A 14,550-nucleotide genomic window follows, 5' to 3' on the forward strand; every position below is an offset into this window, starting at 1 on the left:
GTCATCGAAGCCATCCCCCTCACATCCGGAAGACGCCGTATCCCGGCGCCGCAGGGTCCTTGACCGGCAGCGGCGCGTTCGCGCACGCCGTGAGCGCGAGCCCCAGCACGGTCCGGGTCTCGAGCGGGTCGATGACCCCGTCGTCCCACAGCCGCGCCGTCGCGTAGTACGCGTTGCCCTGGCGCTCGTACTGCTCGCGGATCGGGTCCCGGAAGGCCTCCTCGTCCTCCGCGCTCCACTCCTCGCCGCGGGCCTCCAGCTGGTCCCGTTTGACGGTCGCCAGCACCGCCGCGGCCTGCTCGCCGCCCATCACCGAGATCTTGGCGTTCGGCCACATCCACAGGAAGCGCGGCGAGTACGCCCGCCCGCACATCGAGTAGTTGCCCGCGCCGTACGAACCCCCGACGACCACTGTCAGCTTCGGCACGCGCGTGCAGGCCACGGCCGTGACCATCTTCGCGCCGTGCTTGGCGATGCCGCCCGCCTCGTACTGCCGCCCCACCATGAAGCCCGAGATGTTCTGCAGGAACAGCAGAGGGATGCCCCGCTGGTCGCACAGCTCGATGAAGTGGGCGCCCTTCTGGGCCGATTCGGAGAACAGGATTCCGTTGTTGGCCACGATCCCCACCGGGTGGCCGTGAATCCGCGCGAAGCCCGTGACCAGGGTCGTGCCGAACTCGGCCTTGAACTCCGCGAACCGCGAGCCGTCCGCGATCCGCGCGATCACCTCGCGCACGTCGTACGGCGTCCGCGAGTCCACCGGCACTGCGCCGTAGAGCCCCGCAGGATCGTGCTTGGGCTCCTCGGCGGGCTCCACCGACCAGGGCAGCGGACCGCGCTCCGGAAGCGTCGACACGATGGTCCGCACGATCCGCAGCGCGTGCCCGTCGTCCTCCGCGAGGTGGTCGGTGACCCCTGAGGTGCGCGCGTGCACCTCGCCGCCGCCCAGCTCCTCCGCGGTCACCACCTCGCCCGTCGCCGCCTTCACCAGCGGCGGCCCGCCGAGGAAGATCGTGCCCTGCTCGCGCACGATCACCGCCTCGTCGCTCATCGCCGGTACGTAAGCCCCGCCGGCCGTGCAGGAGCCGAGGACCGCGGCGATCTGCGGGACGCCCGCGCCCGACATCCGGGCCTGGTTGTAGAAGATCCGGCCGAAGTGCTCGCGATCCGGGAAGACCTCGTCCTGCATGGGCAGGAAGGCGCCGCCGGAGTCCACCAGGTACAGGCACGGCAGCCGGTTCTCCAGCGCCACCTCCTGAGCCCTGAGGTGCTTCTTCACCGTCATCGGGTAGTACGTGCCGCCCTTGACCGTGGCGTCGTTGGCCACGATCACCACTTCGCGGCCCGAGACCCGGCCGATGCCCGCGATCACGCCGGCCGCCGGGGCCTGCCCGCCGTACATCCCCTCGGCCGCCAGCGGCGCCAGCTCCAGGAACGGCGAACCGGGGTCGAGGAGGGCGTCCACCCGGTCCCGGGGCAGCAGCTTGCCGCGCGCGGTGTGCCGCGCCCGCGCCTTCTCGCCGCCGCCGAGCCGCGCCGCCGCGAGCTTCTCGCGCAGCCGTTCCGCGAGCTCGCGGTGCGCCGCCTCGTTGGCCCGCCAGGCGCCGGACGCCGGGTCCGCGGCGGTCTCCAGCACTGGTGCCTGCTGCATCTCCTCGAGCCCCCTTGCCCGGTGGATGTGTCGTCCGCGGCTGCCTCCGGTGGAGGTGCCTTCCATGGAAGTGCCCTGCCGCCCTGTGTTAATGAGCGTTAACGCGTTTCCTCCAGGTTAACGAGCGCTAACGCGGCTGTCTAGAATGAATTCCCATGAGCACGAACGCTGCCGCCAGGACCGCGGCCCCGACCCGCCGTGACCAGATCCTCAGGGAGGCCGCCCGCCTCTTCGCCGAGCGCGGCTTCCACGGCGTCGGCGTCGACGAGATAGGTGCCGCCGTCGGCATCAGCGGCCCCGGCCTCTACCGGCACTTCGCGGGCAAGGACGCGATGCTCGCCGAGCTGCTCGTCGGCATCAGCGGCCGGCTGCTCGCGGGCGGCAAGCGGCGCGTCGCCGAGATCCCCGGCCCGCCCGAGGACGTACTCGACTCGCTCATCGAGGGCCACATCGACTTCGCCCTCGACGACCGCCCACTGATCACTCTCCACGATCGCGAGCTGGACCGCCTCCGGGAGAGCGACCGCAAGTTGGTGCGCCAGCTCCAGCGGCAGTACGTCGAGCTGTGGGTCGACATCGTGCGCCAGCTCTATCCGGAGCTGTCCGAGACCGACGCGCGGGCCGCCGTGCACGCCGTCTTCGGACTGCTCAACTCCACCCCTCATCTGGGCCGTCCGGGCGCGCTCCCCGGCCGTGCGGCCACCGCCTCCCTCCTCCACCGCCTCGCCCGCGGCGCCTTCGCGGCCGCGGGCGACGCTGGACAGATTCGCTGACCGCCCGGTAACTTTCGCTGAGCAAGCGCTTAGATAGCAGCTCGGCGACGACACCGCTCGCCGAGCCCGGCGAGTACGAGGAGGCGTGCGGATGCGGCGCACGGTGTTCAACGAGGACCACGAGGCGTTCCGGGAGACCGTCCGCGCCTTCATCGAGGCCGAGGTCGTGCCGGTGTACGACGAGTGGTTCGCCGCGGGCCAGGCGCCGCGCGACTTCTACTACAAGCTCGGCGAGCTGGGCATATTCGGGATCAACGTCGCCGAGGAGTTCGGCGGCGCGGGCCTGGACACGCACAAGTTCGAGGCCGTGCTCTACGAGGAGACCTCGCGCGCGGGTGTGAACTTCGGCGGCTCCGGCGTGCACGTGCTGCTCGCCCTGCCGTACATCAAGATGCTCGCCACCGACGAGCAGAAGAAGCGCTATCTGCCGAAGTTCGTCACCGGCGAGGAGATGTGGGCGCTGGCGATGACGGAGCCCGGCACCGGCTCCGACCTCGCGGGCATGAAGACCACCGCCAAGCTCTCCGAGGACGGCACCCACTACGTCCTCAACGGCTCCAAGACCTTCATCACCGGCGGCGTCCACGCCGACCGCGTGATCGTGTGCGCCCGCACGTCGGCCCCCCGCGAGGACGACCGCCGCTTCGGCATCTCCCTGTTCGCGGTGGACACCAAGTCGGAGGGCTACTCCATCGGCCGCAAGCTGGACAAGCTCGGCCTGCGCACCTCCGACACCGCCGAGCTGGCCTTCGTCGACGTCAAGGTCCCGCTCGAGGACCTGCTCGGTGAGGAGAACAAGGGCTTCTACTACCTCGGACAGAACCTGCCCTCGGAGCGCTGGGGCATCGCGTTCGGCGCGTACGCGCAGGCCAAGGCCGCCGTCCGGTTCGCCCAGGAGTATGTGCAGGAGCGCACGGTCTTCGGTAAGTCGGTCGCGTCCTTCCAGAACACCAAGTTCGAGCTGGCCGCCTGCCAGTCCGAGGTGGACGCTGCCGAAGCCGTCGCCGACCGCGCCCTGGAGGCCCTGGACGCGGGCGAGCTGACCGCCGCCGAGGCCGCCTCCGCGAAGCTCTTCTGCACCGAGGTCGCCCATCGCGTCATCGACCGGTGCCTCCAGCTGCACGGCGGCTACGGCTACATGAACGAGTACCCGATCGCCCGGCTGTACGCGGACAACCGCGTCAACCGCATCTACGGCGGCACCAGCGAGGTCATGAGGTCCATCATCGCCAAGTCGATGGGGCTGTAAAACGACCTGGCCACGGTCCCGTAACACGGACCTGCCAGACTGTTGACCGATGAACGAATCACTCCAATCGCTCCTCGATCTGCTCGACCTCGAGCGGATCGAGGAGAACATATTCCGGGGCGACTCCCGCGCCGCCGTCGTCCCCCGCGTCTTCGGCGGCCAGGTCGCTGCCCAGGCCCTGGTCGCCGCGGGCCGCACCGTCCCCGAGGACCGTACGGCGCACTCCCTGCACGCCTACTTCCTGCGGCCCGGCGACCCCGGCGCGCCGATCGTCTACACGGTCGACCGGATCCGCGACGGCCGGTCCTTCACCACCCGCCGCGTCGTCGCCGTGCAGCACGGTCAGCCGATCTTCGGCCTCTCCGCGTCCTTCCAGACGTACGAGGAGGGGCTCGAGCACCAGGCTTCCATGCCGTACGCGCCCGACCCCGAGACGCTGCCGACGGCCGCGGAGATGCTGCCGCGGCACGCGCACTTCTTCCGTGACCCGGGCGTCGTCGAGCGGTTGCTGGAGGCGCGTGCCGCGGTCGATCTGCGGTACGTCGAGGAGCCGCCGTACGCCACCGCCGCGCAGGGGCCGCGCGAGCCCCGCTCCCAGGTGTGGTTCCGGACCAACGGCAAGCTCGCGGACGACCCGCTGCTGCACGTCTGCCTCGCCACATACGTGTCCGACATGACCCTGCTGGACTCGGTCCTGCTGGCCCACGGGCGCGGCGGCTGGGCGGTGGGCGACGTCGTGGGTGCCAGCCTGGACCACGCCATGTGGTTCCACCGCCCGTTCCGGGCCGATGAATGGCTGCTCTACGACCAGGAGAGCCCCTCCGCCTCCGGGGGCCGCGGGCTCGGGCAGGCGCGGATCTACACCAGCGACGGGCGGCTCGCGATCACCGTCATCCAGGAGGGCGTGATCCGGGTCCCGCGGACGTAAGCCCGCGCAGGCAGGCCCGCGGGAGCACGCCGGGGCAGCACGCGCGCGTGAGCACGCCCGTAAAGGCACGCGCGCGTGAGCGGGGTATCAGGGCTGGGCCGTGAGGCCCGCCGCGTCGATCAGGTACGCGGTGAGCGGGTCGTAGAAGCGGGGGTCGACCACGTGGTCGTCCAGCGGGACGGTGACGGCCACCGTGCCCTCGGCCTCGCCGATGAACAGCGCCGGGTCGTTGCAGTCCGCGAAGCCCACCGCGTCGATGCCGCGCTGCCCCGCGCACCCCGTCCAGCCGTGGTCGGCGACCACCAGATCCGGCCGCGGCCGCCCCTCGCGCTCGAGACCGTCCAGGATCGCGGCCATCGGCTCGGGGGAGTGGGTGTGCCACAGCGTGGCGCCCCGCTCCAGCACCGCGACGTCGCAGAACTGGACGACGTAGCCCTCGTCGGCCCGCAGGCCCGGCGGGATCACCATGATCTCGCAGCCAGCCGCCCGCAGCGCGGCCGCGACGGAGCGGTGGACGTCCAGCAGACCGCCCGGGTGCCCGGTCGCGAACAGCACCCGCTGACCGCCCTCGGCCGCCTTGCGCAGCACCGTCGCCATCCGGTCCAGGGCGTCGGCCGTCAGCTCCGGGTCGATCGTGTCCTGCCCCGTGCGGTGCTCCGGGTCGTCGATCACGCCGCACCGCTCCGCCATCACGGCGAGCACGTCCTGCTCGTCCGTCCACCGGTCGCCCAGCTCCAGGCCGAGCCAGTAGTGCCGGTCGCCGTTCGCGAGCTTGCGGTAGTGGGAGAGGTTGTTGTCACGGGGCGTGGCGACGTCGCCCGCGATGCGCGTACGGACGAGGTGCTCGATCAGTTCTGTGCGACTGGGGACCGGACTGGGTATCGGCATGGACTCATTGTGTCGTGTACCGGTAGGCGATGGACGCTGTGTCCAAATAGCGGGGCCCGTCCGTCGGGAACGTACATGTGCGGAATCCATCGCCCCTCCTACCCTCGGACCCGTACCGATGACCCCGCACCGCCGAGAGGCAGCAGTCGCATGAGCACCCAGCCCCGTGGCCCCGTCGACTCCTCCCGCACCCCGCGCTACGCGGGACCCGCGACCTTCGCGCGGCTGCCGCGGCTCGACGAGGTCGGCACCGCGGACGTCGCCGTCGTCGGCGTTCCCTTCGACACCGGGGTCTCCTACCGTCCGGGCGCCCGCTTCGGGGGCAACGCGATCCGCGAGGCCTCGCGCCTGCTGCGCCCCTACAACCCGGCCCAGGACGCCTCCCCCTTCGCGCTCGCGCAGGTCGCCGACGCCGGTGACATCGCGGCGAATCCGTTCAACATCAACGAGGCGGTCGAGACGATCGAGGGCGCCGCGGACGACCTGCTCGGCACCGGCGCCCGGCTGATGACCCTCGGCGGCGACCACACCATCGCCCTGCCGCTGCTGCGCTCCATCGCCCGCAAGCACGGGCCGGTTGCGCTGCTCCACTTCGACGCGCACCTGGACACCTGGGACACCTATTTCGGCGCCGAGTACACCCACGGCACGCCCTTCCGGCGGGCCGTGGAGGAGGGCATCCTCGACACCTCCGCGCTCTCCCACGTCGGCACCCGCGGTCCGCTCTACGGCAAGCAGGACCTCGACGACGACGAGAAGATGGGCTTCGGCATCGTCACCTCCGCCGACGTCATGCGGCGCGGCGTCGACGAGGTGGCCGACCAGCTCCGGCAGCGGATCGGCGACCGGCCGCTCTACGTCTCGATCGACATCGACGTCCTCGACCCGGCCCACGCGCCGGGCACCGGCACCCCGGAGGCGGGCGGCCTCACCTCCCGCGAGCTGCTCGAGATCCTGCGCGGGCTGGCCTCCTGCAACCTGGTCTCGGCCGACGTCGTCGAGGTCGCCCCGGCGTACGACCACGCGGAGATCACGTCGGTGGCCGCGTCCCACACCGCGTACGAGCTGACGACGATCATGTCGCGGCAGATCGCGGCGGCGAAGGCCTGAGCAGGGCCGCGTCCGTTCGCACCGCTGAAACAAAACCGGCCACCACCGGTGTTCTCGATCGTGGCGCCCCGGTACCCGTGGCGCCGCGGGAGCATGGACGGCGGAGGGGCGACCGGTGGGTGCGAGAGGCGAGAGCGGCAGAAGCAGCGGCGACGGCGGCGAGCGGCAGGCGGGCTGGGCACGGCGCGTGACCGGGTACGCCTGGCGCTACCGCCGTCACGTCCTGCTCGCCCTCGGCGCCTCGCTCGCGGGCATGGCCATCATGGCCGTCGTCCCGCTGGTCACCCGGCTGATCATCGACGACGTCGTCATCGCCCGCACCCGCGATCTCGCCCCCTGGGCGGCCCTGCTGGTCCTCGCCGCCGCCGTCGTCTACGTCCTCACGTACATCCGCCGCTTCTACGGCGGCCGGCTCGCCCTCGACGTCCAGCACGACCTGCGGACCGAGATGTACGGGTCGATCGCCCGGCTCGACGGCAAGCGGCAGGACGAGCTGAGCACGGGACAGGTCGTCGGCCGCGCCACCAGCGACCTCCAGCTCATCCAGGGCCTGCTCTTCATGCTGCCGATGCTGATCGGCAACGTGCTGCTCTTCCTCATCTCCCTCGCCGTGATGGTCTGGCTGTCGCCGCTGCTCACCGTCGTCGCGCTGGCCATCGCCCCCGCCCTCTGGTTCCTCGCGCAGCGCAGCCGCAAGCGGCTGTTCCCCGCCACCTGGTACGCCCAGGGGCAGGCGGCGGCCGTGGCGGGCGTCGTGGACGGGGCCGTCACCGGCGTACGCGTGGTCAAGGGTTTCGGGCAGGAGGAGCAGGAGACCGGCAAGCTCCGCGAGGTCGGCAGGCGGCTCTTCGCGGGGCGGCTGCGGACCGTACGCCTCAACTCCCGCTACACCCCCGCCCTGCAGGCCGTACCCGCGCTCGGCCAGGTCGCGATGCTCGCGCTCGGCGGCTGGATGGCCACCCGCGGGCAGATCAGCCTCGGCACGTTTGTCGCTTTCTCGACCTACCTCGCCCAGCTCGTCGGCCCGGTCCGGTTGCTGACGATGGTCCTCACGGTCGGGCAGCAGGCGCGGGCGGGCGTCGAGCGGGTCCTGGAACTCATCGACACCGAGCCGCTGATCGAGGAGCGGGCGGACGCGCACGAGCTGCCCGCGGATGCCGCAGCGACCGTCGAGTTCGACTCCGTCACCTTCGGCTACGACCCGGAGCGGCCGGTTCTCGAGGACTTCTCGCTGCGGATCGAGCCCGGCGAGACCGTCGCCGTCGTCGGCACCTCCGGCAGCGGCAAGTCCACCGTCTCGCTGCTGCTGCCGCGGTTCTACGACGTGACGGGCGGCGCGGTACGCGTCGGCGGCCACGACGTGCGGGATCTCACGCTCGACTCGCTGCGCGCCGCCATCGGGCTCGTACCGGAGGACAGCTTCCTCTTCTCGGACACGGTCCGCGCCAACATCGCGTACGGGCAGCCGGATGCCACGGACGAGCAGATCCGCGCCGCTGCGCGGGCCGCCCAGGCCGACGGCTTCGTCTCCGAGCTGCCCGACGGCTACGGCACGACGGTCGGCGAGCAGGGCCTCACGCTCTCCGGTGGCCAGCGCCAGCGGATCGCCCTGGCCCGGGCGATCCTCACCGACCCGCGGCTGCTGCTCCTGGACGACGCCACCTCGGCGGTCGACGCGCGCGTGGAGCACGAGATCCACGAGGCGCTGCGCGGTGTGATGGCGGGCCGTACGACCCTGCTGATCGCCCACCGGCGCTCCACCCTCACGCTCGCCGACCGCATCGCCGTCCTGGACGGCGGACGGCTCGTCGACGCGGGCACGCACGCTGAGCTCCAGAAGCGGTGTCCGCTCTACCGCAGACTGCTGACGGACCCGGACGAGCTGGGGGATGTCGAGCGCGATCCGGCGGGCGCGGTGCGCCTCGCCGGCGGGGCCGCTGCCGCGGGGGCGGATGGTGCCGATGGCGCTGCCGGGCGGGGAGCGCCGGCCCTGGCCGGAGGTTTCGGTGGTGAGGCGTCCGCCACGGGGCTGGTCGAGCCGGAGTTCGACGGTGTCGATCAGACCGGGGGTGGCGTCAAGCGGCCGCGCGACGCGGCGGGTGGCGCCGGGGCGTCGGCCGCCGGGCCGGCCGAGCCGGAGGCCGACGACGGCGAACGGCGCGACGACCGCAGCAACGGCACCCAGCCGGGTGCCGTGGAGCGCCGCAGCTGGGCATCGGCCTTCGCCCGGAGTCTCCGTGGCGAGGCGGCGGCTACCGGGTCCGGGCTCGACGGCGTCGAGTGGCGGGGTGAGTGGCGCGGTGGCGACCGGGTCCTCGCGGCCGAGCGCCGCGTGTCCGAGGCCGATCTGCGAGCCGAGTGCGACCTCGAGGTCGAGGCCGAGATCGACTACGAGCCGGTCAACGCGAAGCGGCGCGTCGTGGGCGGCGTGACGCCCGAGCTGTGGGGCCGGGACCCGTCCGGGCAGAGGCCGCGTACCGGTTCCACGGCGACGAGGGCGGCCGACGCGACCGGCCTGGGGCATGCCCCAGGCGGCACGGCGGCCGGGCTCCGCCCCGGCGGGCCCCCGGTCGCGCACGCCGGGCCCGCCGCAGGCGGAATGGCCGGGGCGCTCGCCGGGATGCCCGCGACGCCCGAGCTGCTCGCGCAAGTGGCGGCGCTGCCGCCCGCCACCGACACCCCGGACGTGGACGAGGCCCGGGCCGCGCGGCCCGAGAAGGCGTACGGACTGCGGCAGTTGCTGCGCGGATTCGGTGCGCCCCTGCTGGTCAGCCTGCTGCTCGTCGCCGTCGACGCCAGCGCGGGCCTGCTGCTGCCCATCCTCATCAGAAACGGCATCGACGACGGCGTCCAGAAACTCGCCCTCGGCGCGGTCTGGACCGCCTCCGGGCTCGCGCTGATCGTCGTCCTCGCCCAATGGGCCGCGCAGTTCGGCGAGACCCGGATGACAGGACGGACCGGCGAGCGCGTCCTCTACAACCTCCGTATCAAGATCTTCGCGCAGCTCCAGCGCCTCGGACTGGACTACTACGAGCGGGAGCTGACGGGCCGGATCATGACCCGGATGACGACGGACGTGGATGCGCTGTCGACCTTCCTCCAGACCGGACTCGTCACCGCCGTCGTATCCCTCCTCACCTTCTTCGGCATCCTCGTCGCACTGCTCGCCCTGGACGCGGCCCTGGCGCTGGTGGTCTTCGCGACCCTGCCGGTCCTCGTCATCGGGACCTTCTTCTTCCGCCGCAAGAGCGTCAAGGCGTACGAGCTCGCGCGCGAGCGCGTGAGCGTGGTCAACGCCGACCTGCAGGAGAGCGTCGCCGGGCTGCGCATCCTGCAGGCGTTCCGGCGCGAGCGCAGCGGCGCGGCGCGGTTCGCGGAGCTGAGCGACGGCTACCGGCAGGCGCGGGTGCGCGGCCAGTTCCTGATCTCGGTCTACTTCCCGTTCGTCCAGCTGCTGTCGTCCGTCGCGGCCGCGCTGGTGCTGATCGTGGGCGCGGGCAGGGTCTCCGAGGGGACGCTGACGGCGGGCGCGCTCGTCGCGTACCTGCTCTACATCGACCTGTTCTTCGCGCCCGTGCAGCAGCTGTCCCAGGTCTTCGACGGCTACCAGCAGGCGACCGTCTCGCTCGGCCGCATCCAGGAGCTGCTGCGCGAGCCGACCACGACGGCGGCCGCGGAGACGCCGCGCGAGGTGCGGACACTGCGCGGCGACGTCGCCTTCGAGGACGTGCACTTCCGTTACGGCGACGGCGAAGAGGCGCTGTCCGGGATCGACTTGCACATCCCGGCCGGCCAGCGGGTCGCCTTCGTCGGCGAGACGGGCGCGGGCAAGTCGACCCTCGTCAAGCTCGTGGCCCGCTTCTACGACCCGGTCTCCGGGGCCGTACGGATCGACGGCACGGACCTTCGCGAGCTGGACCTCACCGGCTACCGGCACCGGCTCGGCGTGGTCCCCCAGGAGGCGTACCTCTTCCCCGGCACGGTGCGTGACGCCATCGCGTACGGCCGTCCCGACGCGACCGACGCCGAGGTGGAGGCGGCGGCGCGGGCGGTCGGCGCGCACGCGATGGTGGCCTCGCTGGACGGCGGCTACCTTCACGAGGTCGCCGAGCGGGGCCGCAATCTGTCCGCGGGCCAGCGGCAGTTGATCGCCCTGGCGCGGGCGGAGCTCGTCGACCCCGACATCCTGCTCCTCGACGAGGCCACGGCGGCCCTGGACCTGGCGACGGAGGGCCTGGTCAACCAGGCCACGGACCGGCTGGCGGGGCGGCGTACCGCCCACCCGTCGCCCGACCGCCGCCCCTCATCGAGCGCTTACGCGCGCACCGCCCACCCGTCGCCCGACCACCGCCCCTCATCGAGCGCTTACGCGCGCACCGCCCACCCGTCGCCCGACCGCCGCCCCTCATCGAGCGCTTACGCGCGCACCACTTTGATTGTCGCCCACCGCCTGACGACGGCGGCGCGCGCGGACCGGGTGGTGGTCCTGGACCGCGGCCGCGTCGTCGAGGACGGCACCCACGCGGAACTCCTCGCCGCGGACGGCCAGTACGCCCAGCTCTGGCGCACGTTCGTCGGGGAGCCGGAGACCGCGCCTGCCTGATAGCTCCGCACGTCTTGACGGGACACGGTCAGCGCTGCTCTCATCCTTCCTGACAGTTGGGAAACTTTCCTAACAGTTAGGAGAGTCACGTGCGAACCACCCCCACACCCGCACCCAGACGCTCACGCATCAGGTGGGCCCTGACCGGTCTCGCCGCCGCCCTGGCCCTCGGGCTCGGCGCCGGAGCCCTGGGCGCGGCGGCGGCCTCACCGGCACCCGCGCCCGCCAGCGATGCACCCGCGCCCGCCCGCGCAGCCGCACCCGCCGCCGACACCCCGGTCGGCATCAACGGCAAGGTCAGGGTCTGCGGCACCAAGCTCTGCAACCAGCACGGCAAGCCGATCCAGCTCCGCGGCATGAGCACCCACGGCACGCAGTGGTACAGCCAGTGCATCAAGGACGGTTCACTCGACGCCCTCGCCACGGACTGGAACGGCGACATCCTCCGCGTCTCCACATACGTCCAGGAGGGCGGCTACGAGACCGACCCCAAGAAGTTCACCGATCTCGCGAGCCGGATCGTCGACCAGGCGACCGCCCGCGGCCTGTACGTGATCGTGGACTGGCACATGCTCGACCCCGGCGACCCGCACGCCAACCTCTCCCGGGCCAAGACCTTCTTCACCGAGATGACGAAGCGTCACGGCAGCAAGGGCAACGTCCTCTACGAGATCGCCAACGAGCCCAGCGGTGTCAGCTGGTCGCGCATCAAGAGCTACGCCGAGCAGATCATCCCGGTGATCCGCGCCAAGGCCCCCGACGGCGTGGTCCTCGTCGGCACGCGCGCGTGGTCCTCGCTCGGCGTCTCGGAGGACGGCGACGAGAAGGAGGTCGTGAACAACCAGGTGAGCGCCTCCAACATCATGTACACGTTCCACTTCTACGCCGCCTCGCACCGGAACGAGTACCTCCAGACGCTGTCCCGCGCAGCGGACCGCATCCCCATGTTCGTCACCGAGTTCGGCACCCAGAACTACGCCGGCGAGGGCGCGAACGACTTCGCCATGTCGCAGAAGTACCTCGACCTGATGGCCCGGAAGAAGATCGGCTGGACCAACTGGAACTTCTCCGACGACCACCGCTCCGGCGCCGTCTTCAAGGAAGGCGTCTGCAGCGGCAGTACGTGGACCGGCACGTCGGTGCTCAAGCAGGCGGGCGTCTGGATCCGCGAACGCATCCGCACGCCCGACGACTTCCCGACGGGCCGACCCCGGACAGCCTGAAACCACGGGCACCCCGGGAACCATCCGCCCCACCGCGCGCGTGTAGCTTGTCAATCGCCCTTATGTACGAGGGACGGGCACTCGACCCCCTGAGGGAGGCACACGTGCGCGGTGGTGGTGTGGCACGCCGACGGATAGCGATCGGGACGGCTGCCGTTCTGGCCTTCGGAGCGGCCGGTATCGCCGGCGCCGGAACCGCCGAGGCCGCCGCTCTCTGCCCCGGGCGGAAGATGAGAACGCTCGATTTCGCCACCGGCCAGGTGCGCGTCTACAAGAGCAACCGGATCAAGTGCGCCGTCACGTTCACCAAGTCCCCTGGAAAACGGCAGAAGATGAGCGTCAGCATCCAGGCGCGCGGCAGCCGGCCCCGCTCGGACAGCGGCTACTACACCCGCCGCGCGGGCCCGGTCCGGGTGACCGCGGGAGGCCGGTGCGTGTACGTACGAGGGTCCGTCGGCAGCCGCTCGGTCAGCTCCGGCTGGATTCTCTGCTGACACCGCGGCCCCAACCGGCCGCCCGCGCGGATCGAACGCATTTCGCCCAACAGGTCTGGCGGTGGCGGGAGTTGCGCCGGTAGGTTCGCGGCGACCATTGCGAACCCAGGGGAGAACGCATGCGCAAGGCGCTCAGATGGCTGCTGGCGCTCATGGTGCTCATAGGCACCGCGGGAGCCGGTGGGGGTACCGCCCATGCCGAAGGCTATGGGGGAGCCCAGGCAGGCGCGGCCACCGCCGCGGAGCCGGGCACCAAGGACATCAAGGACCGGATCCTCGCGATACCCGGTATGAGCCTCATCGAGGAGAAACCGGTCGACGGATACCGGTACTTCGTCCTCAACTACACCCAGCCGATCGACCACCGGCACCCGTCCAAGGGCACCTTCAAGCAGCGCCTCACCCTGCTGCACAAGGCGACCGACCGTCCGACGGTCTTCTACACCTCCGGCTACAACGTCTCCACGACCCCCAGCCGCAGCGAGCCGACCCGGATCACCGACGGCAACCAGGTCTCGTTGGAGTACCGCTTCTTCACCCCCTCCCGGCCCGACCCGGCCGACTGGTCCAAGCTCGACATCTGGCAGGCCGCCAGCGACCAGCACCGCATCTTCAAGGCCCTGAAGCGGATCTACGGGAAGAACTGGCTGGCCACGGGCGGCAGCAAGGGCGGCATGACCGCGACCTACTTCCGCCGCTTCTACCCGCACGACATGGACGGAACGGTCGCGTACGTCGCCCCGAACGACGTCGACAACCGCGAGGACTCCGCGTACGACACGTTCTTCGAGGGCGTCTCCACCCAGGAGTGCCGGGACGACCTCAACGCCGTCCAGCGCGAAGCGCTCGTCCGACGCGACGAGATGACCGAGCGCTACGCGAAGTGGGCCAAGGACAACGGCGCCACCTTCAACACCGTCGGCAGCCTCGACAAGGCCTACGAGTCCGTCGTCCTCGACTTCGTGTGGGCCTTCTGGCAGTACAGCTCGGAGAAGGACTGCGCCGACGTCCCGAAGCCGACCGCCTCGACCGAGGATCTCTACCATTACGTGGACACGATCTCCGGCTTCTCCTTCTACACCGACCAGGGCCTGGAGCCGTACACGCCGTACTACTACCAGGCCGGTACGGAGCTGGGCGCGCCGACGCTGCAGTACGCCCACCTGAAGGGGCTGCTGCGCTACCCCGGCTACTTCACGCCGCGTGCGTTCGTTCCCCGCGACATCCCGATGAAGTGGAAGAACGGCGTCATGCGCGACGTCGACCGCTGGGTCCGGCACCGCAGCGAGCGGATGCTGTTCGTCTACGGCCAGAACGACCCGTGGGGCGCTGAGCCGTTCAAGGTCGGCAAGGGGGCCGAGGACTCGTACGTCTTCACCGCGCCCGGCGCCAACCACGGCGCGAACATCGCGGGTCTGAAGGAGGACCAGAAGGCCAAGGCGACCGCCGAGGTGCTGGAGTGGGCGGGCGTCGCACCGGCCGCCGTCCAGAAGGGCGAGGCCACGCCTGAGCCGCTGGCGAAGGCCGACAGCAGCCTCGACAAGCAGGAGAACCGGCGCGAGCTGCGGCCGTAACAACCCCGTTGCCTGGGTGCGCCCGCCGCTGCAAGCGGTGGGTGGAACCGTGTCCGG

At 71.3% G+C, this 14,550-nt stretch carries 10 protein-coding genes; 8 read left to right on the plus strand and 2 right to left on the minus strand.

What is annotated here, in order from left to right; genetic code table 11:
* Positions 1 to 19: 19 nt before the first annotated feature.
* Complete coding sequence (locus ACTWQC_RS32240; RefSeq protein WP_443319398.1) at positions 20 to 1,651, minus strand: carboxyl transferase domain-containing protein; 1,632 nt, start codon at positions 1,649 to 1,651, stop codon at positions 20 to 22.
* Positions 1,652 to 1,806: 155 nt separating this feature from the next.
* Here ACTWQC_RS32240 and ACTWQC_RS32245 point away from each other — a divergent pair, with 155 nt between their 5' ends.
* The 3 genes from ACTWQC_RS32245 to tesB all read left to right on the plus strand — a co-directional run bounded on the left by ACTWQC_RS32245 (position 1,807) and on the right by tesB (position 4,601).
* The gene (locus ACTWQC_RS32245; RefSeq protein ID WP_443319399.1) at positions 1,807 to 2,424 is read left to right on the plus strand and encodes an SACE_7040 family transcriptional regulator; all 618 of its coding nucleotides are present in this window, start codon (positions 1,807 to 1,809) and stop codon (positions 2,422 to 2,424) included.
* A gap of 91 nt (positions 2,425 to 2,515) precedes the next feature.
* Positions 2,516 to 3,673 carry an acyl-CoA dehydrogenase family protein gene (locus tag ACTWQC_RS32250; RefSeq protein ID WP_443319400.1) on the plus strand — a complete coding sequence of 386 codons (1,158 nt, stop codon included), beginning with the start codon at positions 2,516 to 2,518 and terminating at the stop codon, positions 3,671 to 3,673.
* Between the two features lie 49 nt (positions 3,674 to 3,722).
* A complete protein-coding gene (gene tesB, locus ACTWQC_RS32255; RefSeq protein WP_443319401.1) occupies positions 3,723 to 4,601 on the plus strand; it encodes an acyl-CoA thioesterase II in 879 nt (292 codons plus the stop codon).
* A gap of 87 nt (positions 4,602 to 4,688) precedes the next feature.
* Here tesB and ACTWQC_RS32260 read toward each other — a convergent pair whose 3' ends face one another.
* Positions 4,689 to 5,489: a phosphatase gene (locus ACTWQC_RS32260; protein ID WP_443319402.1), complete on the minus strand. Its 801-nt coding sequence runs from the start codon at positions 5,487 to 5,489 to the stop codon at positions 4,689 to 4,691.
* Positions 5,490 to 5,639: 150 nt separating this feature from the next.
* Here ACTWQC_RS32260 and speB point away from each other — a divergent pair, with 150 nt between their 5' ends.
* The 5 genes from speB (at position 5,640) to ACTWQC_RS32285 (ending at position 14,493) form a co-directional block, all read left to right on the plus strand.
* Positions 5,640 to 6,599 (plus strand): agmatinase, encoded by a 960-nt coding sequence (speB, locus tag ACTWQC_RS32265; RefSeq protein ID WP_443319403.1) that lies wholly within the window; start codon positions 5,640 to 5,642, stop codon positions 6,597 to 6,599.
* A gap of 115 nt (positions 6,600 to 6,714) precedes the next feature.
* Positions 6,715 to 11,202 carry an ABC transporter transmembrane domain-containing protein gene (locus ACTWQC_RS32270; RefSeq protein WP_443319404.1) on the plus strand — a complete coding sequence of 1,496 codons (4,488 nt, stop codon included), beginning with the start codon at positions 6,715 to 6,717 and terminating at the stop codon, positions 11,200 to 11,202.
* Between the two features lie 89 nt (positions 11,203 to 11,291).
* Positions 11,292 to 12,425 carry a glycoside hydrolase family 5 protein gene (locus ACTWQC_RS32275; protein ID WP_443319405.1) on the plus strand — a complete coding sequence of 378 codons (1,134 nt, stop codon included), beginning with the start codon at positions 11,292 to 11,294 and terminating at the stop codon, positions 12,423 to 12,425.
* Positions 12,426 to 12,487: 62 nt separating this feature from the next.
* Positions 12,488 to 12,919 (plus strand): hypothetical protein, encoded by a 432-nt coding sequence (locus ACTWQC_RS32280; RefSeq protein ID WP_443319406.1) that lies wholly within the window; start codon positions 12,488 to 12,490, stop codon positions 12,917 to 12,919.
* 119 nt (positions 12,920 to 13,038) lie between these two features.
* Entirely contained in the window at positions 13,039 to 14,493 is a 1,455-nt protein-coding gene (locus ACTWQC_RS32285) for a S28 family serine protease (RefSeq protein ID WP_443319407.1), read from the plus strand.
* Positions 14,494 to 14,550 lie beyond the last annotated feature (57 nt).

The sequence above is a fragment of the Streptomyces sp. 8N616 genome (assembly GCF_052246385.1).
Taxonomy (GTDB): domain Bacteria; phylum Actinomycetota; class Actinomycetes; order Streptomycetales; family Streptomycetaceae; genus Streptomyces.